This window comes from Salmonirosea aquatica, from assembly GCF_009296315.1.
GTDB classification, from domain to species: Bacteria; Bacteroidota; Bacteroidia; order Cytophagales; family Spirosomataceae; genus Salmonirosea; species Salmonirosea aquatica.
Genome location: NZ_WHLY01000001.1, coordinates 87,234 through 113,787 on the forward strand (window position 1 = coordinate 87,234; position 26,554 = coordinate 113,787).

A 26,554-nucleotide genomic window follows, 5' to 3' on the forward strand; every position below is an offset into this window, starting at 1 on the left:
GTGCTCAAGTGGAAGATTTATTCTCCTTTTTAAATGCAGTATATAGAAAACCGAGGTTTGGGCGGTGTTAGGGTTTAGGGCATTCTCGTTACAAACCGAGGTTTAGGCGGTATGGCGAATAAACATTTATTTAATAAACCGAGGTTTAAGCGGTGCTGTAATGAGAACCTAGGGCCTCCACTGATAACCTACAATAATGCATCTCTTATTCAAAGTGCGAGAAAACCGAGGTTTAGGCGGTGTCAGCTAACCTTAAAAACCGAGTTTGGCAAAACGAACTCCTTTTCTTAGATTTGGATTAATAACTGGACATCAGCTCACTGACACCAATCACTCATGGAAGGCCAGCAATCAATTGAAGATCAATTAGCTCCCGTTTTTAACAAACGGCCTACCAATTATCAGCCTAACCTCTTCACAGAGTCCAAACAGGAATTTACGGAACTGGAGAAAAAGATCGTGGTTTTAGTTGTCAATCAGATTGGCCACCTGGCTTTAAAAGGAGAGTTGAGGCCCAAATCGAATGTGATTGTAAATATCCCATTTTCCTCCCTCACGCGGGATCACCATCAGCAAATTGCCGATGCCGCCGAATCGTTGCAATCAAAGCGCTTGATCTATCGCGATGACAACCGCAATAAATTCGACTTCATCACACCTTTCCCGCGCGTCCGTTCTGAGATAGTGGATGGCAAAAGGGTAATTGAGCTAACGATGTTTTCTGAAATGGTTCCTCATTTCGCTGAACTCGGACAGCGCTATACTAAATACGACATTGATGTCATGCTTTCTCTCAGCTCGGTTTACGCGCAACGGATCTTTGAAATTGTAAGCATGTACCAAAATAGGGGGCAGATGCAGTTCACTTACGCTGTGGATCAACTAATGATGATGCTCAATTGTCCGAAAAGCTATTCTTTTTACGATTTTAAAAAGAATGCTTTGATGGTGGCTCAAAAAGAACTGAAAAACAAAGCCGCAATAAATTTGGATTGGGAACCCAACAAAAAGGAAGGTAAGCGAATCATCGAGTTACGATTCTTCATAAAAACTGCCCAGCAAATTGCTATGCAGTATATTGATGAAGATCGGAAAATTGTCCAAGAGATGCCCATTCACGAAGCCGTCGCAACAGCCTTGCGGCTGATGAATAATTATAAGCTAAAAAGCTGGCAGAGAGATGTCATTGTTTCTGATTACGGATTGCTAGACAACTTTTTCCAGTTGGACTCAGAGTTTGCCAACGGCCTAAGGCCTAATGTGAAGAACCAAACGGCTTACCTGGTTAAATCGCTCGGCATCGATCAAATGAAAGCTCCGAAAAAGGTAAAACCATCAATGCGCAAGCCTGCCGACAAGCAACAGTCAGTTTTACCTTTTGGGCCGGAGGTCCGTTCAAGTACGGTTCAATCCATTGGATCCATTTTAGGCGGCATTGACTTCCCGTCAAAAGATAGGAAACCTTAATTTTATTGGAATAGAAGGGAAGAAGAAATTATATTAAGCGCTCCTTAAGGGATATGAGCTGTAGCCGAACATACAGTGTGGAAAGCCCGGAGCGAAGTACAGGCGAGAACAGGTTTAGTCGATAGATTGCAGGAAGCAGCCGACCTCTCAGAATATGTTAACCCTTACAAATATTGGTTCTCACAATACAAAGTTCCAATTTTCACCGCGACTCCCATACAGGGAGTTTCCAGTCTACCCTTGGGGAAACAGGCTAATCCCAGGCCATGAAAATATCCATAATTGCCTCCCTTCCAAAAACGGACCATTTCGAATGGCATACCCCTAGCAAAAATAAGTTTCCCTTTTATACTCGTCTTAAACAAACTTCTGGCATCGGCGGCACTTCGGGGCTTTGGGACTAACAGGGGTTCAACAAGCCATACCTTTCTGAGCTCTACAGGAAGGAGGGGTTTCTTTTTGACTTGGTCCCAAAAATGGGGTCCAAAAAGTAGGTTCACACATGAATCGTGCTTTATGCTGATGAACCTAACTTGTTGACCGTTTCGACGGACTGTCCTTTATGAACTAGATTTTTGGATACGCCAGGGTTTCGGCCGTAGATCAGAACACCGACACGCAACTTGACGCCTTACAACGTCACGGCTGCGACCGCATCTTTGAAGAGAAGATCACGGGTGCCCGGCCGCTGTGTGCGTTGTTCGGTGGCATCGATCAGGATGGCACCCTTGCCCTGGTAGTATTCTTTGAACTCCTCGGCGCTGTCAAAACCACGCTTGGGGACATGTCCTGAGGCTGCCAAAGAATGGCCCAGTACGGATATACCAATATCCTGATTTCGCTTGGCGGTCGAGCCGTCCATGCCGGTGGTGAAACCTAAGAGATCGTACGAGAGCCCTGATTTCAAGGAAAATAAGGTAAACAGTAACAAATCCGTGTAGGTGCTCAATGCAGGTAGTTCAGGGCACTCAGACTGCCTGAGGTAAATGCGTTAGATCGCCCCACCCTGGTTGACTGATGAAAAACTAACCATTCTTAGTTTATTACCATAACACAAACCTAAGGGGCGACCCGGCGATGCCACATTGAGCAATCGCCGCAGGGTGGCCGAAGTCTTGCTTGCCCTCTCATACCAGTAGGGGTGCATTCGGGTGAGCAGCGACTTGCTTAGGTAGTGGGTTGGACAGCCATGTTCATGGCTTATTCCGAACGGAGTGATTTCACGGGATTGACCAGGGCTGCCCTGATACTCTGGAAGCTGACCGTCAGCAGGGCAATGCCCACGGCCAGCAAGCCTGCCAGCGCAAACATCCACCACTCCATATCAATCTTGTATGCGAAACCCTGCAACCATCGGTTCATCACATACCAGGCCACCGGCGATCCTATCATAATGGCAACGGCAACCGGCTTCAGGAAATCTTGCGAGAGTAGACTGACAATACTCGCAACAGACGCGCCCACTACTTTCCTGACACCAATCTCCTTGGTACGCTGTTCGGCGGTAAAAGTAGACAACCCAAAAAGACCCAGGCACGAAATAAAGATAGCCAGCAGAGCAAAGTAGTTCGAAAGTGTGCTCACAATCTGTTCGCTCTTATACTGTCGGGCGTAAGTCTGGTCGGTAAACGAATAGGTAAAGGGAAACTTTGGGTTTAGTTTTTTGCAGACGGCTTCCAGACTGGCGACAGTTTCACTGGTTCTACCGGCTTCGATCCGGACTATCACATTTCCAGAGCGTTCTTTGGTACGTAGGTAGGCAATCATGGGTCGTATTGCCGTATGCAGAGACTGGAAGTGGAAATCCTTCAATACGCCAATAATTGTGCCCTTCGAGCTCCCCCAATTCAGGGTTTTCCCAATGGGTTGCTGGTATCCGATTACCTTGAGGGCGGCTTCGTTGATTAGAAAACCAGTTGTATCGGTAGCGTATTCTTTCGAGAAGTCCCGGCCTTCGCGAATCTTTATATCCATGGCCTTCACAAAATCGTAACCGACACCTACCGGTGTAAAACGAACCCTGTTGTTTGGATCACTGCCCGGCCAGTTTATTGACTCTGTACCGAAGCCACTTGATGCCGGCGATTCGGTCATGTGAGATACCTGCTTTACACCCGGAAGCTTCGTAAGTTCATCCTTGAGCAGGTCGTAGTTGCTGACCAGATCGCCCTCTAACGGAAAGTAGAGGAGATTTTCGCGGTCGTAGCCCAGGTTTTTGGATTGTGTGTAGGCTACCTGCCGATAGATGACGACGGTGCCAATAATCAGGATAATTGACAGGGCGAACTGAAACACAACCAATCCCTGACGGAGCCAGATAGAATTTTTATCAAATCTGAAGGTACCTTTCAGAATCCGAACCGGACTAAGCGAAGTCAGGAAAAAAGCAGGATAACTTCCAGCCACCAGGCCTGTAATCAGGGCCAGTCCAACCAAAACTCCCCAAAATGAAAGTGCGTTGACAGGTAAAATAATCTGCTTATCAGTCAGGCTGTTGAAAGCTGGCAGGGATAAGGCCACAAACAATACGGCCAGAATGACGGAAAGAAAGGCCATCAACAGGGCTTCGCCAACAAGTTGCCCGATCAATAGCAACCTGGCGGCTCCAATTACTTTTCGCACGCCAACTTCCTTAGCCCGTTTAGCCGACCTGGCAGTGGCCAGATTCATGAAATTGACGCAGGCAATGAGTAAAATGAATACGGCTATGATGGTAAACAACCGAACATATTCAATACGGCCGCCCACTATGTTTCCATTCTCGAAATTGCCGTTGAGATAATATTCGTGGAAAGGCTGCATGGCCAGTTCGGTGGGTTGCGGCTTGCCTTCATCCCGGTTGAATTTGTCGAGCAGGTGCTTCATTTTTGCCTCCACCCGAGCCGGATCAGCATCGGATCGAAGCATGAAAAATGTAAGCGGATTGGTACTGCCCCAGCCTTTAGCCCACTCATTTTCTTCAATATAATCCTCCCAGGACAGCAGGCAGTCAAACTGTAAGGTGCTGCGTTGGTCTGTGTTTTCGAATACGGCGGTCACCAATAAGTCTTTACGGTTATCAAATCGGATGGTTTTGCCAATGGCGGCTTCGGGACTACCGAAAAAAGTCTCAGCCATGCTCCGGGAAATGGCCAGGCAGTTTTTGTCTTTTAGGGCGGCTTCCGGTGTACCCTGCAGGAGTTTATAGCTAAACATTTTAAAGAAATCGGCACTCACCGCATTCGTCGCCTGCTTGTAGGTTTTATCACCCACGGAAAATGTTTGATTACCCACTCCCTCGTGAGGAGTTGCATACTTGATCTCGGGAACCGATCGCTTCAATTCGTCGGCTAATGGGCCAGGCGTCCAGATTACTCCCTGCAATTGTCCGCTGAAAAACTCCCGCATATAGACCCGATACAATTGCTGCTTGTTGGCGTGGAATGCATCGACGCTCTTCTCATCCTGCACCCAAAGCATAATCAGCAAGCTGCTTGCCATACCCAGTGCAAGGCCAAGCATACTGATTGCCGAGAACGTTTTGTGCTTCGCTAAATTCCGAAATGCGATTTTCAAATAATTGCGTAGCATATCCATGGTGTTTAGGGTTGAATACTGTGATTTGGGTCGGCGGATGAAGCGGGGTTTGACAAAACCCAGCACCTCGCGCCAGTAGCGCCACCGCGCCCGCTGTATGCTGATTCGCCCGACCTGGTAGTCGAACTCCTCGTGCAGGTCGCCCAGCAGGGATTCCATCAGCTGCGGGGCCACCAGCCACTGCAGCAGCCGGTCGGCCAGGCGCGGTGGGGTAGGTTTCACGGCTTATTCGCTGCGTAAGCTTTTGACCGGATTCATCAGAGCCGCTTTGATGCTCTGGTAGCTGACTGTCAGCAACGTGAGGACTACTGCTCCCGCACCCGAAACCGCAAAAATCCACCAGGAGATGTCGGTGCGGTATTCGTATTTCGCAAGCCAGTCACTCAGGAAGTACCAGGCGATGGGGGTGGCAATGCCAAGCGCAATCAGGACTAACACCACAAAATCTTTGGATAACAACTGCCAGAGATTAAACACCGTAGCTCCCAGTACCTTCCGAACGCCGATTTCTTTGGTACGCTGCTCGGCCACGAACGAGGCTAGTCCAAACAAACCCAGGCATGAGATGAAAATAGCCAGAATCGTGAAAACCAATGCCAATGTGCCGATATGTACTTCATCATCGAATTTTCGGGCGTATTCCTGATCGACGAATTTAAAATCGAAGGGAGATTCAGGATCATATTTTTTGAGCGTGGCTTCAATTTTCGCCAGAGCTTCATGCGAGCTTGTTTGAGGAGCCAGTTTTAGAATAGCGAAATTCCCCTTTCGATCGTTGATGAGATACACTGATTGCCGAACAGGTTCATAAGGTGACTCCATCACCATATCTTTAATCACACCAATTACCCGAAACGACAGATTTCTTAGCTTAATGATGTTACCAACTGGCTGCTGAAGTCCCATTAGTTTGACAGCCGATTCATTCAGTATAATACCCGATGAGTCAGAAGCAAGTGCTCTCGAAAAATCCCGTCCTTGCTGGATTTGCCAGTCCACGGTTTTTCCATAACTATGCGATACCTGAATGACGCCAATACTGGCTTGCAGATTCGGGTCTTTACCGGGCCAGTCGAAATCGGCCAACGCCAAAAACAGATCGGTCATGGGGCTGTGCGATTCGGTCATCTCGGCGATAGCGCCCGCCTGTTTTAGTTCATCCCGGATGGCATCGAAATGCGTGTGAACGGTTGGAGTAGGCGTTTGGAAGATAATCAATCCGTTCCGGTCATACCCAATCGGACGACTCTGCGCAAACTGAATCTGTCGGTATACGATAAGCGTACCAATGATGAGCGTTACCGAAACAGTGAATTGCACCACCACCAGAACTTTGCGGGGAATGGCAGCAAATCGTCCAACCCGAAAAGCACCCTTCAGGACTTTAACGGGCTGGAAAGAAGATAAATACAAAGCGGGGTAACTCCCTGCCAACAGTCCCGTAAGCAGGATAAAACCCACGCTACCCAGCCAGAAATACGGGTTTTCCCAAATAAGGGAAAGTTGCTTCCCAGACAGCACATTGAATTGAGGAAGTAGTAGTACCGTCAACCCAATCGTCAGCACAAAAGCGACGCCAACAACCAGTAACGATTCGCTGAAAAACTGGATCACCAGCTGCGTCCGTAACGATCCTACCGCTTTCCGAAGGCCTACTTCTTTGGCGCGTTTTTCGGAACGAGCTGTACTTAAATTCATGAAATTGATGCAGGCCAGCAGTAATACAAAGGCGCCGATGATGCCAAAAAGCCAGACATACTGAATACGTCCACCGACACTAACCCCATTTTCAAAATCGGAATACAAATGCCAGTTAGCCATTGGAAACAGGAACATTTCCGGCTTATATGATTTACTTTCCTGAGGCACCTGTTTCATCTTGATATCTTTTATCCTTGCCGATACCTGATCGACATCCGCCTTATCGGCCAATTGGACATAGGTCATAAATTGATTGGCGTCCCAGTCCTCTTTATTCTTTGTATCCCGGGCTATAATGTCCCACGGTGCTAAAAACAGCACGTCATTGAAGGTGGAGTTCTCGGGAAAATCTTCGTACACACCAGCCACTTTCACGTCGATACCATTGTTGATTTTTACGGCTTTACCGATTGGGTCCTGATTGCCGAAAAAAACCTGGGCAACTGACCTCGATAGCAGAATTGAGTTGGGGTCTTTGAGGCCGGTTCGTACTCCGTGAATCATGTGCAGACTCAGCATATCTGGCGCATTTGATTCGATATACCGGCCTCCTTTGGTAAACTTATCGTTACCGACAGACAAGATCGTCGGGATAGTTGCTGACGACATGACAACGTACTTAAACGAAGAGCCAAACTGCGTTCGCAACGCATTGCCCAGCGGCATCGGATTATGTTGCTGTGTACCAACTACGCCATTATAGGGATTCTTTTAGTATCTGACCAAAGAATAGCGCTAAGCGGAACGCCGCCCGGGAATTTCAATCATCCTTACGTATTGAGCGCTCAACCGGCCTGATGCTAACCCCGGCGTGACGAAGTATCTTGTACAATGTCCTGCGACTTCCAATCTGAAAGGAATTCATGATTTGGGTTGTAGACTGCTGGCCTAGTTCATAAAGATCCCTTACCGAAGGAGCCATCTTCTGATATTTTACAGCTAATCCCTTTGGTCGACCACCTTTTCTCCCTCTGGCACGAGCCGACTCGAGTCCGGCACGGGTACGCTGCACAATGACATTGCGCTCATGTTCAGCAAGCGCACAGAATATTTGGAACACTAGCAAGCCTCCGGGTGAAGTAGTATCGATAGGATCATTGAGAGACACCAGATGGATGCCTTTGTTGCCAAGTTCTTCAACGAGTTCAATAAGCCCACGTGTCGACCTCCCCAGCCGGTCCAGCTTCCAGATTACGATGGTATCCCCCTTACGTAAGAAACCCATCATCAATTCAAATTCCGGTTTACGGGACTTCGTTCCGGATATTCTGTCTTCATAAATCCGTTCGCAACCTGCCTGACGTAAAGCATCGGTCTGCGAATCTAATGTTTGCTCCTGGGTGCTGACCCGTGCGTATCCTACCCGCATTGATTTTTGTAGTTTGTATCTGATACTCATTAATTCGCAATATACGGTACATTCATAAAGTAGATAAGTTTTGGATACAACTTTTTCACCAGGTTCCGCCTCTTTTCCAGAAGTAAGGAGCTGTACCTGTAAACGAACGTTTTTTTGCCACCACTCCGCCGGATCAAAACTATGCCCGCTGAATTTCTTTCTGATCAAGAACGCGAACGTTATCAAAGCATTCCATCTGATCTACCGCAGGAGGATTTAATCCGGTATTGTTTTCTATCCCCAACAGATCATCTGCTGGTAGCCGGTATGCGGCGTGATCACAACAGGCTAGGGTTTGCCCTCCAGTTGACGGTTATAAGGTTGATGAACCATTTGCCCCAGGAATGGTACCGGAAGGTACCGGACAATCTGATCAATTATGTTGCGGGACAACTGGCCATTGACGATCCGCGATGCCTTAACAATTATGGAAGTCGGGAAAAAACGATCTCGGAACATTCATACATGATCCTTTCGTATCTAAAACGAAGAAGGTGGCAACCCCTAATCGATACGGTACCCCTGGAGCGTTGGCTTTTGGAGCGAGCCTTAGAGCATGATAACGAACATGTGCTATTATCTCTGGCATGTGACTGGCTAAGGAAAGAAGGAATTTTAAGGCCAGCCATTATCGAACTGGAGCGGCTGGTGGTTTCCCTAGCTGATTTAGCGCATCAGGAAACCTATCGCCGGCTTTCGACACTGTTGACCGATTCCTTCAAAGAGGAATTAGACAAGCTTCTGACCGTTGACACAGTCTTGAAGATAACCCCACACAACTGGCTTTCAAAACCTCCGGTTAGTCCAACGGCGAACCAAATCAAACTCATGCTGCATAAACGGCAATATCTTGCCAAGCTCGGTATCGAACAATGGGATACCAGCAGTCTGCATCCCAACCGTCGAAAGCGGCTTGCAGTCCTGGCCAGGAGTAAGACCAATCAGGCAGTGATGCGAATGTCCGGCACAAAACGTTACCCCATGCTGGTTGCTTTTTGCCTGGAAGCATACATTACAATCACGGATTATACCCTGAGGCTTTTTGATGAGTACTGGGAGGATATCTGTGGCCAATCAGCGCGGGAGCTGACCGAGTACCAACTGAAACAAGTCAAGTCCAGGGATGGCGCACTTGTTACTTTGGGAAAGGCTGCCGAACCTATTGTGGATGAGATCAACATTCCGGCTGCCGAATTGAGAGCTAGTATATATGCCAGCGTATCCAGAAGCGAGTTAGTAGAAGCCATCAGTATCATGCAAAGGCTGACCAAACAAGGGCCAAGGACTTTTCACCACTTTCTTGTTAACCGCTACCGATCCATTAAATCCTTTTCTGCCAGTTTTTTGGATATCCTGACCTTCGAGCATGTCTTTGCAGGGGATGATTTTGAACAGGCGCTTCAATTGGTAGCCGACTGGCAAACGAGCAGAAAGCGAAAGAGTCCTGATGAAATACCTATGAAATTCATGCTGCCATCCTGGAAATCCTTCGTTGAGCCTGTAAAGGGGCAAATTGACAGACCCGCTTATGAGTTAAGTGTTCTGGCCCGGCTGCGGGACCGGCTCCGGTCGGGAGATGTCTATGTGAATCACTCCCGGAAATATGCGAGTCCGGATACTTATTTGATCCCGGAAGCCAACTGGAAAGCGCATCGTACCGAATTGCTTACCTATTTAGGCTACAGGGATGCAACACCCTACCGGTTGGATGAGCAAATTTCGGAACTGGAATCACACTTGCCGCTGATGGAAAGAATACTGGCCGATGGCGGTGATATTCGTCTGGATGATGAGGGTGAGCTGGTAGTAACTCCGTTAAAGGCGGATGACGTACCTGATTCGTTAAAAGCGCTTCGGGCAGCTGTCGACAGGTTGTTGCCGCGGGTTGAGCTAACTGATTTGCTGGTCGAAGTAGACAATTGGACAGGATTTTCCAGTGAACTGACAGGTTTGGAGAATGAATCCAAGAGTAAAGACCACCAGGCATTGTTGTATGCAGCACTTCTTGCGGGAGCATGTAATATTCCCCTGGCCGAAATGGCCCAGAGTACAGGTCTTGACTATCAGTCACTTTGGTGGGTGTCGACCAATTACATCAGGGAAGAGACTCTCAAACGGGCTACGGTCCGGCTGGTTAACTATCAACATGAACTTTGGTTGTCCTCCTATTGGGGCAGCGGGGTGTTGTCTTCTTCTGACGGGCAGCGCTTTCCGGTAAGCGGCAAAATCCGTAATGCACAATCCATTCCGCGTTATTACGGTTACGGCAGGGGGTATACGCTCATTACCCATACCTCAGACCAGTATGCCCAGTATGGTAGTAGATCTGTACCGTCGACAATCCGGGATGCGACTTATGTGCTGGATGAAATACTGGGTAACGAGACAGATCTTGAAATTGTAGAGCACACAACAGACACCGGCGGATATACAGATATTGTTTTCGCCTTGTTCGATTTGTTAGGGCTGCTCTTTTCTCCCAGGCTGCGCGACCTGGCAAACCAACGGCTTTGCCGGATTAAGGGAATGGACTTACGGTATCCCTCGCTTAAATTCACTTCAAACTTCCGACCAGAATACGTCCGTGCCAGATGGGATGACCTGCTACGAGTTGCGGCCACACTAAAAAGCGGGTGGGTAACATCCTCACTGCTAATCAGCAAATTACAGGGGTACCCGCGGCAACACCATTTGACGGCACTCTTGCAAGAGTACGGGAAACTGGTTAAAACAACCTTCATTCTGCGATATTTGCAAAGCAAACCGTTGCGCCGCCGCATCCATGCCCAGCTTAACAAGGGGGAGCAGCTGCACGCGCTTCGTGCGTGGCTTTGGTTTGGTGGCGACGGCCATCTCCGGAGGAAACAGGAGGATGCCCAGCAAGAGACTGCCGGCTGTTTGAACGTTCTGACTAATTTGGTTGTGGTTTGGAACACGGCGTATACTCAGGAAGTCCTCAAAAAGCATCAGGAGGATGGGCACACAGTGGATGAAAATGATTTTGGGCATCTGTCTCCGGCCAGGTTTGCACATATTAACCGGTTAGGCCGTTACACTTTTCAGAAAGTCGATCAATTTGAGGAGAATGGCTTACGCCCATTGAGATCGTAAAGTGCTTAGCGCCATTCTTTGTCCATTTACTAAAAGAAGCCCTTATAGGTCTGATTTTGCATGACTTGCGCAATCCGGTCATAGTTCTGAAATGATTTGTTATAAGACAACTCGTCCCATACCCATAGAACAATGAGTAGGGCCACAGCCATGCCTACGGCCAGCCCACCAATGTTGATAGCCGAGTAGGCTTTGTTCTTAATCAGGTTCCTCAGGGCGATTTTCAAATAATTGCGTAGCATATCCATGGTGTTTAGGGTTGAATACTGTGATTTGGGTCGGCGGATGAAGCGGGGTTTGACAAAACCCAGCACCTCGCGCCAGTAGCGCCACCGCGCCCGCTGTATGCCGATTCGCCCGACCTGGTAGTCGAACTCCTCGTGCAGGTCGCCCAGCAGGGATTCCAGCAGGTGTGGGGCCACCAGCCACTGCAGCAGCCGGTCGGCCAGGCGTGGGGGGTAGGGGTGCTCATAGGTTTAAGGCGGGGCGGAAGGGTATTTGCAAGCGACTCCAAAGGCTTTCCCGCACGGTCTGAATGTCCCGTAGGGTATGCTGCCCGTAGGCCGTGATGCTGAACAGTCGCTTGCGTCGGCCTCCGCGCTGGGGCGTTGGTTCGCCCAGGTGCGATTTTACCATCCCCTTGTCTTCCAGCCGTTGCAGCGCCGCATGGACCTGATTCAGCCGGACCGAGCGGCCCGTTTCCTCGATAATCTGGTGGGTGATCGCCACGCCGTAAGCCTCGCTTTGCAAGGCCAGCACCGCCGCTGTCAATAGTACAATTTCTTCAAATTCGCCCAGATAGGTCCGTTCCATTCGCAAACAATTAGTTCTATATTTGCTGATCAAATGCAATGCCAGCAAAAGGAAAATGCGTTTCAAGCGCCCCGAGCCCTGTTTGGTCTGAAAGAACACGCCGAAGCTGTCCGCTATCGAACACTTGATGTCCGCTATTGTACAATTCACCATTCTTGACGAGGAGTGTGGATCAGCGGAAGACTACCGAGGGATGTTGATTGCACCTAACTGTCTTACAAAGCGAGGTGAATGCCCTATGGCCCTTCACTTTTCCCCAACTTGACTTGGCAAAAAAAAGTTACCGTCGTGTGAGTCCGCACCGGATACCCGTCTCCTACTCCGGGCTTTAGAGAGCATAAAAAAGGCTTGGGGTCAAGCAGGTTGAGCCGCCATCGAAACGGTCGCACCCGCTTGCAACCGAAATAGAGGATATTGTTTCTTAAACTCACTCTCCCAGTCATCATTTAATACTTTTGGCCCCGTTTTGCACTAGAAACCACAATTGTGTTCGGGGATCGCGACCGAAGCCATACCCGAATTTAAGAAATGACACACTTCATTGAACATATCCCTGGCAACCGGGCGATAAGGTCATTCTTTCTCCGCTGAAAACGGTCGACGCTCTCGAGGAATGATTGCATAGCGGACTGGAGATAGTAGATTTCTACCTGGCTAAAATGGCGCTTTAAACTTTTGGGTCATGAATACCAGATGTCTGGCTGGTTTCTGATGCCTGGCTGTTTTCTTCGGAATTCATGTAAAAGGCTCACGGCGATTTGCCGTGAGCCTTTTACATGTGTGACAAATGTCACTGATCCTGATATTGATACACCGTATCATTGTCTCATTGTTGAACAAAATTCACCCTCCCGATGAAAAAAAACATGGGAATCACTGATCGCATCGTTCGGACGGTGCTCGCCATCACGGCCATTGCCCTGTATGCCACTGGTACCGTTTCCGGCACACTAGGCATAGTGCTGATTGTTTTATCCGCCGTGTTTCTCCTGACCAGTTTAATGAGCTTTTGCCCTTTATATACAATGGTGGGAATCAACACCTGTCCATCCCGGCGCTAGGTGTCCATGCGTTAACAGGGTAGAACCACGCTGCTAATCTGTATTCCTTGCCCCGATTACAGTATTTGCATCTAATTCCACAATTAGACGATGACCGCGTATTCATCCGGGGTCTGTTTGAAGTGTTTTTTAGATTTTCGAAACAGACCTGGCCAACTGTTGGGGGTATCTTGTAGAAGTGGCACAAAAGTTTCAGGTTACCTGACATAGACCATTTGTTAGTTATGAGCGTTTGCGCTAAGGTCTCCAAGTAACGGATAAATACCACCAGCGATTGGACGTGACGGAGTAAACTGGTAAAGGCTTGATGAAAAGACGATATGGCCACCGATGAGCTGACATCCCTGTATACTTTTTCTTTCAGCGAACTACTCTCAAATGCCTCACGTAAGGACAGCACACAGGCCATCACCGCCAGGCGTCTTGGGACCACAACAATCATCCGAAGTTCGTCGACTGGGGCGACTTGCTTCTGCACTAGACCCGTCTTGAACTTCATCGTGAAGTCCACCCTATCCTTTTCGGGTACGAGTTCTACTTCCTCATACTCGCCCTTCAGTTTGGAAACACAGTGTTCTATTTCTGTTTTCCTGCAAATTACCCTCCAGCCCTATTGCTATGGAACCAGCCATGATTTCGGCAATGCCTGCCTCGACAATGGTCCTATTGTAAGCAATCGCCCCCCCTCAGGCTGGATGCCAAGGTGAATGGTACCGCCAGGCCGTCGGAAAGCGCCATGACTGCGCCGGCAATGAAACAGAGTTGCTTTAAGTAACATTCCATTTTACTCTTTGGGAATCCATCCAATCGTATGGCTGATTTATCTGGTCAGTTTGTCCAGTTTACCATTCAACTCCTGCAGCATACTGATTTGCCGGGCTTGGGCATTGTAAAGGGTTTTGATTTCCTCCTGCAGCAGTAAGTCCATTTTTTGGTGCAGGCTTCTGACTTCCAGTTCCGCTTTCAGGTTGATGAGGTAGTCATTCTCGCTCCTGATCCGGTCCTTTTCCTCCTGGCGGTTCTGGCTCATCATGATGATGGGAGCCTGAAGTGCCGCCACGCAAGAGAGTACCAGGTTCATTAAAATAAAGGGATAAGGGTCAAAGTTTTGTTGATTGGGTGCCAGCGTATTGAATACGATCCATACCAGAAGTATAACCCCGAAGATGATAATGAATTTCCAGCTTCCGCCGAACCGCGCGACTTTATCAGAAACCCGCTGACCTCGGTTCAGGACCTCGGCAGGCGGGTGTAGCAGGTTGTTGATAATTAACTGCTCCTCCCTGATCGTTTCTTCAACAATGGCCTTTAATCGGTCGATGTGGATGGCGCTTTCGGCGGATAATTCGTCTTCCTCCTGCATTTTGGTAGTTCTATTCTGTAATAGGAATAATATGGAAAATCATAAAGCCCTCATACCATCCCGCTCTTCAGAACCCTTTCATCGAGAGCTATTTGATTTTCCCTAATAGCTGTAAATATACTCGGAAATTGTCCGAAGAATCAGCAGTAACAGGGACTGCAGCTCAACGTTTAGTAAGCCCTGTGGGGAGCGAACCTAACTGTAACTTGCCATTTTTGCCTTACTTTAACGATAGTAAAAGGCCTTCCGCCTGCTAATCGTCCTCATTCACTGATTCTGTGTCTTATAAATTCCTGCTGACCAATAATTTTGAACAAAATAAGACTTATTAAACCACCTGTTTCTGTCAGCAGAATTTTCTTAAAGAGCCAAAATAAACCTTTTCTTCGCTCGATTTTAAACCTTTCCTTGGTAGTATGGCACTGGAATTATTCCTTGCCTTAATGGTTCTTATTCTAATCGCGCAGTTCTTTGGGGACGAAAGAAAAAGATCTAATGAAAGAACTTACGACATCTCAACGAGATACGAAATCCCTCAGAACGTTAACCACCTGGTCCAAGTAGCCTATAACGACTGCCACACAAATAAAACCAGTCATCCCTGGTATGCAAATGTGCAGCCAGTGGGCTGACAACTTCAAGGAGGGAAAGCAGCGCCTCAACTTTTCTGAACTAAGCCGCCTTCCCATTGCTATTCAAAACCACAAGTTCGAGGGAATCCCGTATGTGGAGAGCATAAAAAGCCTGCCGGTCCGATTTCTATTGCCTGAACCATCGGACCGTCAGGCTTTTTATGCTCTGGATGGGTAGGCTCGTATTAAGGCCAAACCGAATACTTTCGCTTCAATAATCAGGAAAGGAAGCATCAACCACTTGGCTGCCTGCCCCTTCTCTGAAGCAACGAAAGGCAATGAAAAAGTACAATTTTTACCCTTTATGGGCCAATCTTAACTGAAAATCTTTCTAGATTTTGGTATTCACCGTACTTTACCTACTCCCAGGTGCCTTTGGCCAAGCTTGTATCTTCCACAGAACTGACTGAAATCTGAATTTCAACCGGACTTAGGGATTCGGTTATGGAAGCATGAAAGTCAGTCTGTTGCCATAAACAACCGATTTATCCTCCGATATGGCGTAGGCACGATAATAAAAAAACGTTCTTCCATTCAAGATGTTGGGACCGAAATCGAATCTATTGAGCCCCTGCACAAGTGGCAAACTAAACATAATTCGACTGTCGTCAATCGTTGGATTTAATTATGGTTGCCGACCGCCCGAAAATAGGCGGCATAGACCACACCGTACTCTTTCACAGGCGAATCACCTAACTGATCTCCTTGAATAGTAAAAGTAAACTGTCCGTTCTGTACTTCGAAAGGAAGCGTGGTTAGCACTGTGGAACGTAGCGGAACATGGTCTATACAGCCCTGTACAAAACAAAGGGTGCCAAAAAGGGCAAGCGTGATGATTCTGGATAAAATGGGTCGCATGTCCAGGTCAGGTTTACGTTAATAATTTTCATACTCATACAGTAAAGTTTCTGCAACCGCACTTTCACTCTTTCCGAAGCGCTTTTTTATGGTTATACGGCTTGTGGGGTACCCTGCATTGTTGTATAGGTATTCATAGCGGACCTCCTCGCCCGATGCTTTGGTTTCGCTCAGCATGTTAGCCGGGCTTAAGGTAAGCAGATTGTCGTAACCACCGTAATAGGTGTATAGCTGAACTGAGCAAACGTCGGCCTGGCGGGCAGAACGGGGGCAGGAACCAGGTGAACCCCGTAAAACGGATTGGTTTTATCATCATAGGTGAAGGTTGCCGAGTCTGTTGAAACGAAAGGAATGACCTTCTCAATAGTCTGGCTTGAGCTGACTTTTGAAAGATTGCGTCCACTGAACGTATAATTGAGCACGCTTCTGAACCTGAGGGAAGAGAAGAAATCGAATTTCCTCAAACTGCTCGCCAGTCTTTCACCGCTGTAGATAAAAGTCATATGATAGGTGTCCGGAAAGCCCGCATCGTAATCAAGTGTGGCTAGCTGGCCGTTGGCGTTGTAAGCAAATTTATATTCTTCTGAGCCAAATGGATCAACTGACCGTCTCACCATCGACAGGCGGTTTTGGTCGTCATACTCATAAGACGTGCGGCCGATAACGGCTGCGGTACTGTCCGGCGTTTGCCATGAAACGACAGAAAAGAGCCGGTTTTGAGCATCATACCCGAAGGTGCTGATATTGGCTGTCCCACCGTTCTCTGGCAGTATCCGAGTCAGGCTCTTAACCCTCCACCGATCCAAGGCATTGGGGATGTCATGGTCGGTGCAGGCGCCCAACATGGTAATCACAAGTACCAAAATAGACGGGGATGATAATTTCATAATTAATGTTTTTATCGGCTGAATCAGGTTTCAGACCAAATCCTTTCAAATTAAATTTAAAGTTGCATCCTTCCCAACACCCCAAGGATTAGCTAGGTCAAAAACGACCTGAATAAAATCACAGGGTATCTGTTGGGATGGCGACTTTTACAGCCTAAGCAGCAGATTTGATTTCCTCAGATTCTGCTATGACTTCATCCTGTGGGCATTCGCTTTTATCCTGGTAAGGAACGCATCTAAATCTTCGGTCTTTCCAAGGGCAGTTTTCTTCGCTACTGGGTTTGTCCTCATAGAGATTCCCTTTATCACTTTAATTATGTTGGTCTGAAGTGTGCTCATAAGACGATCGGGCTGGAGTAATTATAAAAGAATGCTGCTGCTTGCTCCTCAGCGGTGTATGAGAAGTTAAACTTCATGATAAAATTACACTCTGCGTGAGTCAGATAACATGAGCTTTAATAGCTGGTGGTATGAAATTTATCACGTCAGTCCCTTATCTGGAAAGTGTGGTAATTCATTAGGCGAAGGTATCTTTGGGCAGCACCAGGTAGTCTGGAAACGAGGGGGCGCCCTGGGACAATTTCGACCGTTCTAACTTGTAGATAACCGATGGGGTGCACGTTAGGCCGGAATTACACGATCGGAAACAGTAAAGGCTCATCAGGGCTACGAAGCTCCCGGTGTTTTATAAACCTTCACCCATTTTCGGAACTTATAGCCCTCCACCCATCCCACGCCAGCCAGCGACGCGGCCAAACACCAGCCCAAATCAATAGGCGATAATGGGGCGAAGAGCACAAAGTCCCGGATCTGTGGGATTAATAGAAAAAACACGGGAAGCGAGACGCTCAGACCCAGCAGGTACCAAAGCACCCGGTTGGGGCGGCGGATTGTCCGGAACACCGACTCAAAGTCCGACCGAACCACCAGTGTGAGCCACCCATTGCTCAACACCAGCGTAACAAAGGCCATGGTTCTTACTTTCTCCGGCGAGGCTCCTGCTTGCATCATCATATAGTACACGGTCAAAGTTGCCAGTGAAATCAGTAGCCCCTGCACCACCCGGAAGCCGAGTTCGCGGTCCGTGAAGAAAGTCTCGTTCAGGCGTCGGGGCTTTTTGCGCATCAGGCCGGGTTCGGCGGGTTCGTTCTCGAAAGCGATCGAACAGATGGGCCCCATCACCAGCTCAAAGAATATGATATGGACGGGTGAGAACAGATTGGTGTAACGCCAGCCGAGCAGTAGCGGGAGGGTCACGGTGAGGATGATGGGAATGTGGATGGCCACGATATAGCCCACGGCCTTCTTGAAGTTCTGGTAGATACGCCGTCCCTGGGCGATGGCATCGACCATGCCCCCGAGGTCGTCCTCGACCAACACGAGCGAGGCGGCCTGCCTGGCGAGTTCGGTGCCGCGCTTCCCCATGGCCACCCCGATGTGAGCCGCTTTCAGGGCCGGACCGTCGTTGACGCCGTCTCCGGTCATGGCCACCACCTGACCGTTGGCCTTCAAAGCCCGGATCACCCGCAGCTTGGCTTCGGGAAACATGCGGGCGAAGACATTTACTTCGTTTACCTTTAATTTCAAATCACCCTCTGAAAGCGCCATGACCTCCCGGCCAGTCAGCAGTCGGTCAGCGGTGGGCAGGTCGATCTGCCGGGCGATGGCCCGGGCCGTCTCGGGAGAGTCCCCCGTAATCATCTTCACCGAAATCCCGGCTTGCTCAAACTGGTCGACTACCAGCCGGGCGTTGGGCTTGGGCGGGTTTTCCAGGGCTATCAGCCCCAGGAATGTCCAATCGAAATCGTCTTGATCCGCGGGAAAAGCCTCGCCCGACCAAAAGCAGCCCGCCACGCCGAGCACCCGGTAGCCTTGGGCCGCCAGGTGCTCGGCCTGCCTTTGTACTTCTTCAATTTCGGCGGAGGTGAGGCGGCAGACCCGCACGATGCGCTCGACGGCTCCTTTGCCCGATACCTGGAAGCCATCCGCGTCCGAAGCGTATAGGTGCGTCATCATGGGGGGAATTCCGCCCAGGGGGTATTCATGGCGGATCGAAGCCGCCTTATCGACCACTCGGGCATCTGTGCGTCGATAGGCTGCCACGATCGCCCGCTCCATGGGATCAAAGGGTTCCAGTTCGGAGGCGAGGTGGGCGTACCGCAGTACTTGGCCGGCGGATTCGCTCAGGGGGGCATCGACCCCCACGACTACCCGTGCTTCGGCGTCGTAGAGTTTGGCGACCGCCATGCCCTCCTGGGTGATCGTGCCGGTCTTGTCGGTACAAATCACGGTGGCCGACCCCAGGCTTTCCACGGTTTGGGGCTGTTTGGTTAGCACTCCGGACTTGACCATCCGGGCGGCTCCCAGCGCCATGAAGCTACTGAACGCCACTGGGATTTCTTCTGGAATGACCGCCATTGCCAGGGTGAGCCCGAGCAACAGCGAGGCGGCCCAGTCGCCGCTTCGGGCAAAGTTGATGGACCACACCACTACGAATGCCGCGAAACCAGCCAGGGCCATGCGCAGCACAAATCGGCTGATTTGCTTTTGCAGCGGCGTTTTTTCGACTTCCACCGCTTGGAGTGATCGTCCCAATCTGCCGAATTCGGTAGCTTCGCCGACCGCGGTTACCCGTACATAAGCACTCCCGGAAACCAGGGTGGTGCCCCTGAAGAACTTGTCCGTTCCAGCATTGGCTTTCTCCGTAGGTACGGACTCGCCGGTCAGGGTGGACTCGTCCACCGCGCAATCATTGGCCGAGAGCAGCACGCCATCGGCGGGTACGGTGTCGCCCTCGGTCAGCCACAGCGTGTCGCCCACCACGATGTCCTCGATCGCCAACTCGGACAGGCAACCCGCCCGCATCACCGACGCTGTCGGGCGGGTAAGTTGCCGCAGGACCAACAGGGCGCGGTCACTGCGCACTGTTTGGTAGATCGAGATTCCCGCCACCAGCACCATCGCCACGCCCAGCACGGCGCCTTCCTGCCACTCGCCCAGTACCATATACAGTGCACTGGCAGCTGCAAGCAGCAGGAACATGGGTTCGGAGACCACCTCCCCCACCATGCGCCATCCTTTGTTTTTATACAAAGGGTTCAGTCCGTTAGAGCCGAAGGCCTGCCGGGCGACGCTAGCTTGCTCGGTTGTGAGGCCCGCTGGTTTTTCAAAGATCGGGGGCAAGGCGGGTGTGGGCATAAAAAGGGTGGAAATTTTTCGGAATCAAAATCCGGCTCATACGGAACGGCGGGCACCGCCAAGTCTTACCGGACGACGATCAGTAACGGAATTTCCGTCAAACGGGCCATCCGCTGGCTCTCACCTTCGTTGAATATACTCCACAGCCAGCCGTGTTCCTGAGGGATCATCATCATCAGGTCGGCTTTGGTACTTACTGTGAAATCCAACAGGGTTTCGTAAACTTCTTCTCCTTTCAGCACCGTGAAGGTGTGGGGGACCGATGCCAGCAGATGCCTGATGCGTTCGGCCCGCTTCTTTATACTCGGTTCGTCGGGTTGGCTGTGAACGGAAATGACATTGACCACGCACCCGAATCTCTTGGCAAACCGCAACAGGTTGTCAACGACAAAGGCATCGGGCGGCGAATCCAGGTCGATGCCCACGACGGCGTTCTTGAAGGGGCCGTACTCCTGGGAGGGCGGGACAATGAGCAGCGGCACGGTGGTCTGTGTGACCATGTCCGTGGCGACGCTGCCCATGATTTGTGCCCCGTCCGGGGCCGAACCCACGGGCGACATGACCAGCAGATCGGCCTTTTTCTCGGCGACGATTCCCTGGACGGTGGGAATGACGTACCCCTCCTCGGTCAGGGCTTCGAGGACAATCCCCGACCCGTATTCTTTTCTGATCGAATTGGCCAGGCTGTCCAGTTCGCGCTGATGGTTGTCACGCATTTCCTCGGTGCTGAGCGGATAGTCGCCTACCACCTCGGCGGGATTGGCAGGCCAGAAGCGGTAAATATTCACTAGAATTAGGCTTGCCCCCTGGTCGCGGGCAAGCCGGGCGGCGAAGTGGGCCGCTTTGTTGGAGTTGGACGTAAGATCGGTGGCAACGACAATGGTTTTCATAGGATGTGCTGGTAGAGTTTATGCGATTGGCATGGGCAAAGCTCGTACAATCGGTTTATTGGTCGATTGACGAAAATCAGGATGGACGATGATAGTTGTGACCCGGTCGTCAAGCGAGGCGCGGTACTTTTGGGGTATAGACTTGGGACGCCGTCGGCGTTCGAACATTTACCCCAAATCCCACTACACTGTCCTATGAAGAAATCTATGAAGGCAGCGGTGTGCCATGAATTCGGCCGCCCCCTCGAAATTGAAGAAGTACCCGTACCCGCTCTGGTACCGGGCCGAATCCTGGTGAAAGTGGCCGCCTGCGGCATTTGCCACACCGACCTCCATGCCATCAGCGGCGATTGGCCAGTCCTGCCGACCCTGCCGCTGATTCCCGGCCACGAAGGCGTGGGCACCGTGGTGGCCGTCGGCGAGGGAGTGGCCCAGGTGAAAGTGGGTGATCGCGTCGGGGTTCCCTGGCTCTACACGGCTTGCGGCCACTGCGAATACTGTCACGCGGGCTGGGAAACACTTTGCCACGAGCAGCAAAATACGGGCTATTCGGTGCAGGGCAGTTACGCCGAATACGTCTTGGCCGACCCTGAGTACGTGGGTCATATTCCTGACAAGCTGCCTTTTCTCGAAGCCGCACCCATCCTCTGCGCCGGGGTCACCGTGTACAAGGGGCTGAAAGAAACCGATACCCGGCCGGGGGAATGGGTGGTCATCTCGGGGATAGGCGGCCTGGGTCACCTGGCGGTGCAGTACGCCAGGGCGATGGGCCTACGTGTGGCTGCGGTGGATATCCAAGACGATAAGCTGGACTTGGCCCAGGCGATGGGGGCCGACCTGGCGGTCAACGCCAGCCGGGAAGATCCGGTCGCGGTCATCACGAGGCAAATCGGGGGGGCGCACGGCGTGCTGGTCACTGCTCCGTCGCGCCGGGCATTCGATCAGGGGCTCGGGATGCTGCGTCGACACGGAACCATGGCCTTAGTGGGGTTACCGGCCGGGGCTTTCGACCTGAACATATTCGACGTGGTGCTTAACCGCAAGACCGTTCGCGGCTCCATCGTGGGCACCCGGCTCGACCTGACCGAAAGCCTGGCCTTCGCGGCGGAAGGCAAAGTCAAGACCCACTACCGTACGGAAGCCCTGGCTAATGTTGATCAGGTCATGTCTGATTTGGCCAACGGAAAAATCGAAGGCCGCGTGGTACTCGACATGACTCTGTGAGATTCGGCCTGGGCCGATGTACCGAGCGCTTGCACAAAGAAATCCCCGAACCTCATCGAAAGTTCGGGGATTGCCTGGTGTTATGGCCTGTAATTCAGGAAACGAGAATTTCCTGCTCGTCGGAATAATACACCCGCCCGTCGGACCATTGCAGCCGGGCCAGCCACCGGCCCTTGGCCAGTTGGTCGGTGGGGACCAACTGCCGTGCCTGGCCATTAGGTTTGATAGGCACCCGGAAGTCGGATGCCTGGGTAGCGGAAAAAAAAGTCACGTCGCCTTTTTGGAAAGAAGAAGGCAGGACGAAGGCCAGCAGTCGTTTGGCGGGTTCGAACGTCATGATTTAGAAGGGGAAAGTAGTGCGAATTGAATACAACGAAAATAGGAGCCAGGAAAAAAACGACCTACGGCCTGCGTCAGGAGAGGTACTGATTTATATCAGGATGGTGGCTATACGGCGTCACCCGAAACCCGCTGAATGGATATGAAATTTGTCCTACCAACCAACCGACCGAACCATGTTCCGGACCTTTCGACTGCTTATCCTTTTACTGTTCGCCATCAATTCCGCCCAGGCCCAGACCGCCGAAGCCTGGAATAGCCTGCGCAACTACGCCGAGAGCATTGGCGTGGATAGCAACTTTTGCGTCCAACCGGGCACGGCTTGCCTGACCCGTTATTTCACGGAGATCGTTTACGGCCACACACCGCGCCGGATGAGTTACGAGGGAGTCACGGAGCAGATCGACTCGGCTCGCATCGAACGCCTGACCCAGCAGTTCCTGGCCGGGGGCGACTGGCGCTCCCGGCTGGACTCCCTTGAATCGAAAGATGTCAATTATTGGTTTTTGAAAGAATTCTGCAAGCGCTGCCTGGTTGACGACTACATGGAATACGAGCTGACGATCGAGCAGGTGTACGAAACGCTGAACACCTACCGCTGGATCAATCGGTTCAGCGGCGGCAAGTACATCATCGTCAACGTACCCTCCGCCACATTGCGCGTGGTGGATGCCCAGGGAGTCACACTGCTGGACAGCCGGGTAGCGGTGGGGAAATCCTCGACCAGAACTCCGGGATTCGCGGCCCTGGTGCCGAGCATCATACTATACCCTTATTGGAACGTCCCGCATTCGATTACGGTAAAGGAACTGCTGCCCAAAATCCGCCGTAATCCAGCCGCCCAATTGGAAGCCCTGAATCTGCAAGTCATCGACGGTAAGGGCAGGGCCGTGGATCCGGTTACCATCGACTGGACCACCAAGACCTTTCCCTATCGGCTGCGGCAATCGACGGGCTGCGACAACGCGCTGGGTCTGTTGAAGTTCCAGGTGACCAGCCCGTACGCGATCTTCCTGCACGACACGAACAACAGGAGCGTCTTCTCCCGCGAAGACCGCTTTTTGAGCCACGGCTGCATCCGGGTGGAGAAGCCCGTCGAGTTGGCCAACATCCTCCTGGGCTACGAGCATTTCGACGACAATTACATGGAGACCTGCCCGATCGACGCCAGTCCGCAGTCGCTCATCCTGCCCAGGGCCATTCCGGTGCTGGTGGTTTATAACGTCCTGGATCTGGACGAGGCCAAGGTGCTGCGGGTGTACAAGGATGTCTACCGGCAGTGGCCGTAGTTCGGAAAGCATATTCGGGATACCGATCGAAAAATTTTGCCTGAATACGAATACGGGCCGCTGTAGGTGAAGCGGCCCGTATTCGTACCCGAGTTAGTACTAATTTTTTCAGTCGATCGCGATGGTCTTGCTTTCGCGCTTCGGCGCATCCTTTTTAGCTATTCGGATATGGAGTACGCCGTTTTGGTAATTGGCCTGCGTATCATCCACCAAGGCTGAGTCGGGCAGAACAAATGAGCGCGAGAACGAGGTGTAACTATACTCGCGACGATAGTTGGTTTCTTCTTCGCCTTCCGAAGTGCTGCTTTCTTTCTCCGCGCTGACGGTCAGCACTTTTCCGTCGGCCTTGATGGAGAAGTCTTCTTTTTCCAAACCGGGGGCCGCGAGGTCGATTTTGACTTCATCGGTGCTTTCGGTCACGTTGGCCTTGGGCATACTCAGCGTGAAGGGGTCGTGGAAGAACTTGCCGAATGCGTCGGTCAACGGGTCGAACAGGGTGTTCGACAGGCTGCGGCCCATTCTTTGGGCGATGGGGAATGCGGTTTCCATTTCCATGATCAGGTTGGTTTAATGGTTAAAAAACTTTTTGGGCGACCGCCCCACGGATGGGGTTATCTACCAGCAAAGATCACCGGCAGGGTGCTTATTTAACATGGGGCCCGTCAGCCGGTTCGCTGAATTTTTTCATGTCGGCATCTGACGACGCTCATGGTCGCGGGGCGGTACATACCGCACTTTTGTAATAACCAATTTCATAGACGACACTTAGCTCCACCTCATGAAAACCATCCTCATTCCCATCGACCTTAGTTCCAGGTCTTACCACACCGCCCACTTCGGGCTGGAACTGGCTCACCAGCTTGGAGGGAGTGTATTGCTGCTCCACGTCGTGCATCCTTCGCCCTCCGCTCCCAGTTTGAGCATTCCGATGGTGGAAATGGACAGCGACAGCAGGAAAAGCAGCTCCTATGATCAGTTGACCACCGATCTACAGCATTTTGAAGACGAGTTGAACGACTATAGGCGGGAAGCGGGTATGTTGGACGTGAAGATCAGCAGTCGCATGGTGGTGGGCCAGCCCGTCGAAGCGATTCTGGAAGTGGCCCACAGCGAACACCCCGCTTTTGTGGTCATGGGAACTGTGGGAGCATCCAACGCCTGGGATAAAATGGTGGGATCGGTTTCGTCGGCCGTGGCGCAGGAAGTCCGCCGCCCGCTGTGGATTCTGCCCAATGCCACGCGGCTGAACACCCTGCGGAAATTCGCCTATTTTGCCGAATTGGCGGGCAGCGAAGTGAGTTGCATCGACCAGGTTCTCGATCTGGGCGAAAAACTCAGGGCCAGGGTGAACGTAGTCCATGTCAGCCCAGTGGAGGAAGAGGATTTCCTGGAGGCCGAAGCTATCACGGAGATGTTCGAAGTTTCATACGCAGCCAAACGGATCACTTTCCAAAATCTGATGTTCGATACCGTAGCCGACGGTATCGAAACCTACGTAAAGCTCCACTGGCCCGACGCTGTCGTGCTGGCTCACCGCGACTGGGGTATGGTCGCGCGGCTCTTTCACCGCAGCGCAATTCGCCAGCTTGCCCTGACCACCCGGCGGCCGCTGCTCATTCTTCAAAAACAGAATTGAAAAATAAGTCCCTACCATTTATCAACTAACCCCTTTCACTCATGAAAACGATCATCGTCCCAACCGACCTACGCCCCGGTACCGAAGTGGCTCTCTCCGTAGCGGCGGATATTGCAAGAGTCTACAAAGCATCCATCGTTCTGCTGCACTCGGTGGTGTACCCCGTCCAGTCCATTGCCTACGCTGGCTCCATGCCCGTCACTACCGACAGTATGGTCAGGGATTTCTATGACGCCGAAAGCGAGGCCGAGAAGGAAATGCGGCGGCTCATTTCACAGAAAAAATACCAGGGCATTGATATAAAGCTAAAACTTATCACGAATGGCGACGGAATGGTGGCCGACGTCACCGGCCAGAAGGCCGATCTGATCGTGATGACTTCCCAGGGCGCTTCTGGGTTGGAAGAGCTATTTTTCGGCTCCAACGCCGAGGTGATCGTCCGGCACGCCCATTGCCCGGTGCTAATCGTGAAAGAGGCCATCGAACACTTCCGGCCTGAAAACATCGTCTGCGCCATCGACACGGACGACCGCCTGAAAACCATCCACCACTATCCTTTCCAGATGGGTGAACAAGGGCTTCACAAATTCCTGTACGTGTTCACCCCTACGGATGGCAAGGTGGTCGATGGAGTCAGGGAGTGGATGAGTGACTTCGCACGGACTAAGGGTATAACCGATTACGAGCTTGCATTGCGCACCGCCAATACGGTGCAGGAGGGTATCATCGACTACGCCGAAGAAACCAAGGCTGACCTGATCGTTTTGTTCACCCACGGTTATAAAGGCCTCCGGCACCTGTTGTCAGGCAGCGTTGCGGAAGACGTCCTTAACCATGCCAAAACCCCGGTGCTGGTTATGCGGGTGTGAAGTCAGTTCATTATTTATTATAAAAAAACCAATCTGTAAACATGAAAATCGAACAAATCTATACGGGCTGCCTGGCGCCGGGAGCCTATTTCATACTAATCCGAAGGTGAGGCGGCAGTCATCGACCCGTTGCGGGAGGCACAGCCCTGTAATGTCCCCTTGAACCATCTCAGTGATGACATAGCGCTTTTTTTCTAAAACCCCGGGCCCATCTCCTTGCATTGTGCGGGTGTGGCTACCG

22 protein-coding genes and 2 pseudogenes are annotated in these 26,554 nt (G+C 51.1%); 11 read left to right on the forward strand and 13 right to left on the reverse strand.

Annotated features, from left to right (window positions below; translation table 11 throughout):
* Positions 1 to 336 precede the first annotated feature (336 nt).
* Both GBK04_RS00365 and GBK04_RS31550 read left to right on the forward strand, forming a co-directional pair.
* A complete protein-coding gene (locus GBK04_RS00365) occupies positions 337 to 1,467 on the forward strand; it encodes a replication initiation protein (RefSeq protein WP_152755864.1) in 1,131 nt (376 codons plus the stop codon).
* Positions 1,468 to 2,038: 571 nt separating this feature from the next.
* A pseudogene (locus GBK04_RS31550) lies at positions 2,039 to 2,098 on the forward strand (recombinase family protein); the annotation flags it as partial.
* Here the strand turns inward: GBK04_RS31550 and GBK04_RS30120 are convergent.
* From GBK04_RS30120 to GBK04_RS00385, 4 genes are all read right to left on the reverse strand, one after another.
* Positions 2,099 to 2,416, reverse strand: a complete 318-nt coding sequence (locus GBK04_RS30120) for a hypothetical protein (protein ID WP_373330564.1) — start codon at positions 2,414 to 2,416, stop codon at positions 2,099 to 2,101.
* A 251-nt stretch (positions 2,417 to 2,667) separates the two neighbouring features.
* Positions 2,668 to 5,265 (reverse strand): ABC transporter permease, encoded by a 2,598-nt coding sequence (locus tag GBK04_RS00375; protein WP_373330565.1) that lies wholly within the window; start codon positions 5,263 to 5,265, stop codon positions 2,668 to 2,670.
* 3 nt (positions 5,266 to 5,268) lie between these two features.
* Positions 5,269 to 7,410, reverse strand: coding sequence for an ABC transporter permease (locus tag GBK04_RS00380; protein ID WP_152755866.1), 2,142 nt, complete (start codon positions 7,408 to 7,410; stop codon positions 5,269 to 5,271).
* 94 nt (positions 7,411 to 7,504) lie between these two features.
* Entirely contained in the window at positions 7,505 to 8,113 is a 609-nt protein-coding gene (locus GBK04_RS00385; protein ID WP_152755868.1) for a recombinase family protein, read from the reverse strand.
* 171 nt (positions 8,114 to 8,284) lie between these two features.
* Here GBK04_RS00385 and GBK04_RS00390 point away from each other — a divergent pair, with 171 nt between their 5' ends.
* Entirely contained in the window at positions 8,285 to 11,254 is a 2,970-nt protein-coding gene (locus GBK04_RS00390; RefSeq protein ID WP_152755870.1) for a Tn3 family transposase, read from the forward strand.
* A 29-nt stretch (positions 11,255 to 11,283) separates the two neighbouring features.
* Here the strand turns inward: GBK04_RS00390 and GBK04_RS00395 are convergent, their stop codons facing one another.
* Together GBK04_RS00395 and GBK04_RS00400 are read right to left on the reverse strand one after the other, a co-directional pair.
* A complete protein-coding gene (locus GBK04_RS00395; protein WP_373330587.1) occupies positions 11,284 to 11,703 on the reverse strand; it encodes a permease prefix domain 2-containing transporter in 420 nt (139 codons plus the stop codon).
* A gap of 19 nt (positions 11,704 to 11,722) precedes the next feature.
* Positions 11,723 to 12,067, reverse strand: coding sequence for a PadR family transcriptional regulator (locus GBK04_RS00400; RefSeq protein ID WP_152755874.1), 345 nt, complete (start codon positions 12,065 to 12,067; stop codon positions 11,723 to 11,725).
* A 554-nt stretch (positions 12,068 to 12,621) separates the two neighbouring features.
* Here GBK04_RS00400 and GBK04_RS00405 point away from each other — a divergent pair.
* Positions 12,622 to 12,684 (forward strand): annotated as a pseudogene (locus GBK04_RS00405) (hypothetical protein); the annotation flags it as partial.
* 237 nt (positions 12,685 to 12,921) lie between these two features.
* The gene (locus GBK04_RS00410; protein WP_152755876.1) at positions 12,922 to 13,128 is read left to right on the forward strand and encodes a YgaP family membrane protein; all 207 of its coding nucleotides are present in this window, start codon (positions 12,922 to 12,924) and stop codon (positions 13,126 to 13,128) included.
* Positions 13,129 to 13,948: 820 nt separating this feature from the next.
* Here the strand turns inward: GBK04_RS00410 and GBK04_RS00415 are convergent.
* Entirely contained in the window at positions 13,949 to 14,491 is a 543-nt protein-coding gene (locus GBK04_RS00415; RefSeq protein ID WP_152755877.1) for a DUF1003 domain-containing protein, read from the reverse strand.
* 443 nt (positions 14,492 to 14,934) lie between these two features.
* Between GBK04_RS00415 and GBK04_RS00420 the strand changes: the two genes are divergently transcribed.
* Together GBK04_RS00420 and GBK04_RS00425 are read left to right on the forward strand one after the other, a co-directional pair.
* The gene (locus tag GBK04_RS00420; RefSeq protein WP_373330588.1) at positions 14,935 to 15,123 is read left to right on the forward strand and encodes a heme-binding domain-containing protein; all 189 of its coding nucleotides are present in this window, start codon (positions 14,935 to 14,937) and stop codon (positions 15,121 to 15,123) included.
* Positions 15,098 to 15,301 (forward strand): hypothetical protein, encoded by a 204-nt coding sequence (locus GBK04_RS00425; RefSeq protein WP_152755881.1) that lies wholly within the window; start codon positions 15,098 to 15,100, stop codon positions 15,299 to 15,301. Before GBK04_RS00420 ends, GBK04_RS00425 begins: the two co-directional genes overlap by 26 nt.
* A gap of 443 nt (positions 15,302 to 15,744) precedes the next feature.
* Here the strand turns inward: GBK04_RS00425 and GBK04_RS00430 are convergent, their stop codons facing one another.
* The 4 genes from GBK04_RS00430 to GBK04_RS00445 form a co-directional block, all read right to left on the reverse strand.
* Positions 15,745 to 15,981, reverse strand: a complete 237-nt coding sequence (locus GBK04_RS00430; protein ID WP_152755883.1) for a hypothetical protein — start codon at positions 15,979 to 15,981, stop codon at positions 15,745 to 15,747.
* A gap of 188 nt (positions 15,982 to 16,169) precedes the next feature.
* Positions 16,170 to 16,868, reverse strand: coding sequence for a hypothetical protein (locus GBK04_RS00435; protein ID WP_152755885.1), 699 nt, complete (start codon positions 16,866 to 16,868; stop codon positions 16,170 to 16,172).
* A 666-nt stretch (positions 16,869 to 17,534) separates the two neighbouring features.
* Positions 17,535 to 20,066, reverse strand: a complete 2,532-nt coding sequence (locus tag GBK04_RS00440; protein ID WP_152755887.1) for a cation-translocating P-type ATPase — start codon at positions 20,064 to 20,066, stop codon at positions 17,535 to 17,537.
* Between the two features lie 65 nt (positions 20,067 to 20,131).
* Positions 20,132 to 20,956: a universal stress protein gene (locus tag GBK04_RS00445; RefSeq protein WP_152755889.1), complete on the reverse strand. Its 825-nt coding sequence runs from the start codon at positions 20,954 to 20,956 to the stop codon at positions 20,132 to 20,134.
* Between the two features lie 66 nt (positions 20,957 to 21,022).
* On the opposite strand from GBK04_RS00445, the gene adhP reads away from it, so the two are divergent.
* Positions 21,023 to 22,180: an alcohol dehydrogenase AdhP gene (adhP, locus tag GBK04_RS00450; protein WP_373330566.1), complete on the forward strand. Its 1,158-nt coding sequence runs from the start codon at positions 21,023 to 21,025 to the stop codon at positions 22,178 to 22,180.
* A 94-nt stretch (positions 22,181 to 22,274) separates the two neighbouring features.
* Here the strand turns inward: adhP and GBK04_RS00455 are convergent, their stop codons facing one another.
* Positions 22,275 to 22,517, reverse strand: a complete 243-nt coding sequence (locus tag GBK04_RS00455) for a FixH family protein (RefSeq protein WP_152755891.1) — start codon at positions 22,515 to 22,517, stop codon at positions 22,275 to 22,277.
* 178 nt (positions 22,518 to 22,695) lie between these two features.
* Here GBK04_RS00455 and GBK04_RS00460 point away from each other — a divergent pair, with 178 nt between their 5' ends.
* Positions 22,696 to 23,808 (forward strand): L,D-transpeptidase family protein, encoded by a 1,113-nt coding sequence (locus GBK04_RS00460; RefSeq protein ID WP_152755893.1) that lies wholly within the window; start codon positions 22,696 to 22,698, stop codon positions 23,806 to 23,808.
* A 108-nt stretch (positions 23,809 to 23,916) separates the two neighbouring features.
* On the opposite strand, the gene GBK04_RS00465 is transcribed toward GBK04_RS00460, so the two are convergent.
* The gene (locus GBK04_RS00465; RefSeq protein WP_152755895.1) at positions 23,917 to 24,363 is read right to left on the reverse strand and encodes an Hsp20/alpha crystallin family protein; all 447 of its coding nucleotides are present in this window, start codon (positions 24,361 to 24,363) and stop codon (positions 23,917 to 23,919) included.
* Between the two features lie 223 nt (positions 24,364 to 24,586).
* On the opposite strand from GBK04_RS00465, the gene GBK04_RS00470 reads away from it, so the two are divergent.
* The gene (locus GBK04_RS00470) at positions 24,587 to 25,444 is read left to right on the forward strand and encodes a universal stress protein (RefSeq protein WP_152755897.1); all 858 of its coding nucleotides are present in this window, start codon (positions 24,587 to 24,589) and stop codon (positions 25,442 to 25,444) included.
* A 41-nt stretch (positions 25,445 to 25,485) separates the two neighbouring features.
* On the forward strand, positions 25,486 to 26,313 hold the full coding sequence (locus GBK04_RS00475; protein WP_152755899.1) for a universal stress protein: 828 nt from the start codon (positions 25,486 to 25,488) through the stop codon (positions 26,311 to 26,313).
* Positions 26,314 to 26,554: the final 241 nt, after the last annotated feature.

Bases quoted from the DNA above. Each gene is read 5' to 3' on its own strand.
- GBK04_RS00465 (WP_152755895.1), bottom strand. From the start codon at position 24,363: ATGGAAATGGAAACCGCATTCCCCATCGCCCAAAGAATGGGCCGCAGC.
- GBK04_RS00410 (WP_152755876.1), top strand. From the start codon at position 12,922: ATGAAAAAAAACATGGGAATCACTGATCGCATCGTTCGGACGGTGCTC.
- GBK04_RS00380 (WP_152755866.1), bottom strand. From the start codon at position 7,410: ATGCCGCTGGGCAATGCGTTGCGAACGCAGTTTGGCTCTTCGTTTAAG.
- GBK04_RS00470 (WP_152755897.1), top strand. From the start codon at position 24,587: ATGAAAACCATCCTCATTCCCATCGACCTTAGTTCCAGGTCTTACCAC.
- GBK04_RS00445 (WP_152755889.1), bottom strand. From the start codon at position 20,956: ATGAAAACCATTGTCGTTGCCACCGATCTTACGTCCAACTCCAACAAA.
- GBK04_RS00385 (WP_152755868.1), bottom strand. From the start codon at position 8,113: ATGCGGGTAGGATACGCACGGGTCAGCACCCAGGAGCAAACATTAGAT.
- GBK04_RS00475 (WP_152755899.1), top strand. From the start codon at position 25,486: ATGAAAACGATCATCGTCCCAACCGACCTACGCCCCGGTACCGAAGTG.
- GBK04_RS00435 (WP_152755885.1), bottom strand. From the start codon at position 16,868: ATGAAATTATCATCCCCGTCTATTTTGGTACTTGTGATTACCATGTTG.
- GBK04_RS00415 (WP_152755877.1), bottom strand. From the start codon at position 14,491: ATGCAGGAGGAAGACGAATTATCCGCCGAAAGCGCCATCCACATCGAC.
- GBK04_RS00400 (WP_152755874.1), bottom strand. From the start codon at position 12,067: ATGGAACGGACCTATCTGGGCGAATTTGAAGAAATTGTACTATTGACA.
- GBK04_RS00390 (WP_152755870.1), top strand. From the start codon at position 8,285: ATGCCCGCTGAATTTCTTTCTGATCAAGAACGCGAACGTTATCAAAGC.
- GBK04_RS00440 (WP_152755887.1), bottom strand. From the start codon at position 20,066: ATGCCCACACCCGCCTTGCCCCCGATCTTTGAAAAACCAGCGGGCCTC.
- GBK04_RS00430 (WP_152755883.1), bottom strand. From the start codon at position 15,981: ATGCGACCCATTTTATCCAGAATCATCACGCTTGCCCTTTTTGGCACC.
- GBK04_RS00455 (WP_152755891.1), bottom strand. From the start codon at position 22,517: ATGACGTTCGAACCCGCCAAACGACTGCTGGCCTTCGTCCTGCCTTCT.
- GBK04_RS00365 (WP_152755864.1), top strand. From the start codon at position 337: ATGGAAGGCCAGCAATCAATTGAAGATCAATTAGCTCCCGTTTTTAAC.
- GBK04_RS00425 (WP_152755881.1), top strand. From the start codon at position 15,098: ATGCAAATGTGCAGCCAGTGGGCTGACAACTTCAAGGAGGGAAAGCAG.
- GBK04_RS00420 (WP_373330588.1), top strand. From the start codon at position 14,935: ATGGTTCTTATTCTAATCGCGCAGTTCTTTGGGGACGAAAGAAAAAGA.
- GBK04_RS00460 (WP_152755893.1), top strand. From the start codon at position 22,696: ATGTTCCGGACCTTTCGACTGCTTATCCTTTTACTGTTCGCCATCAAT.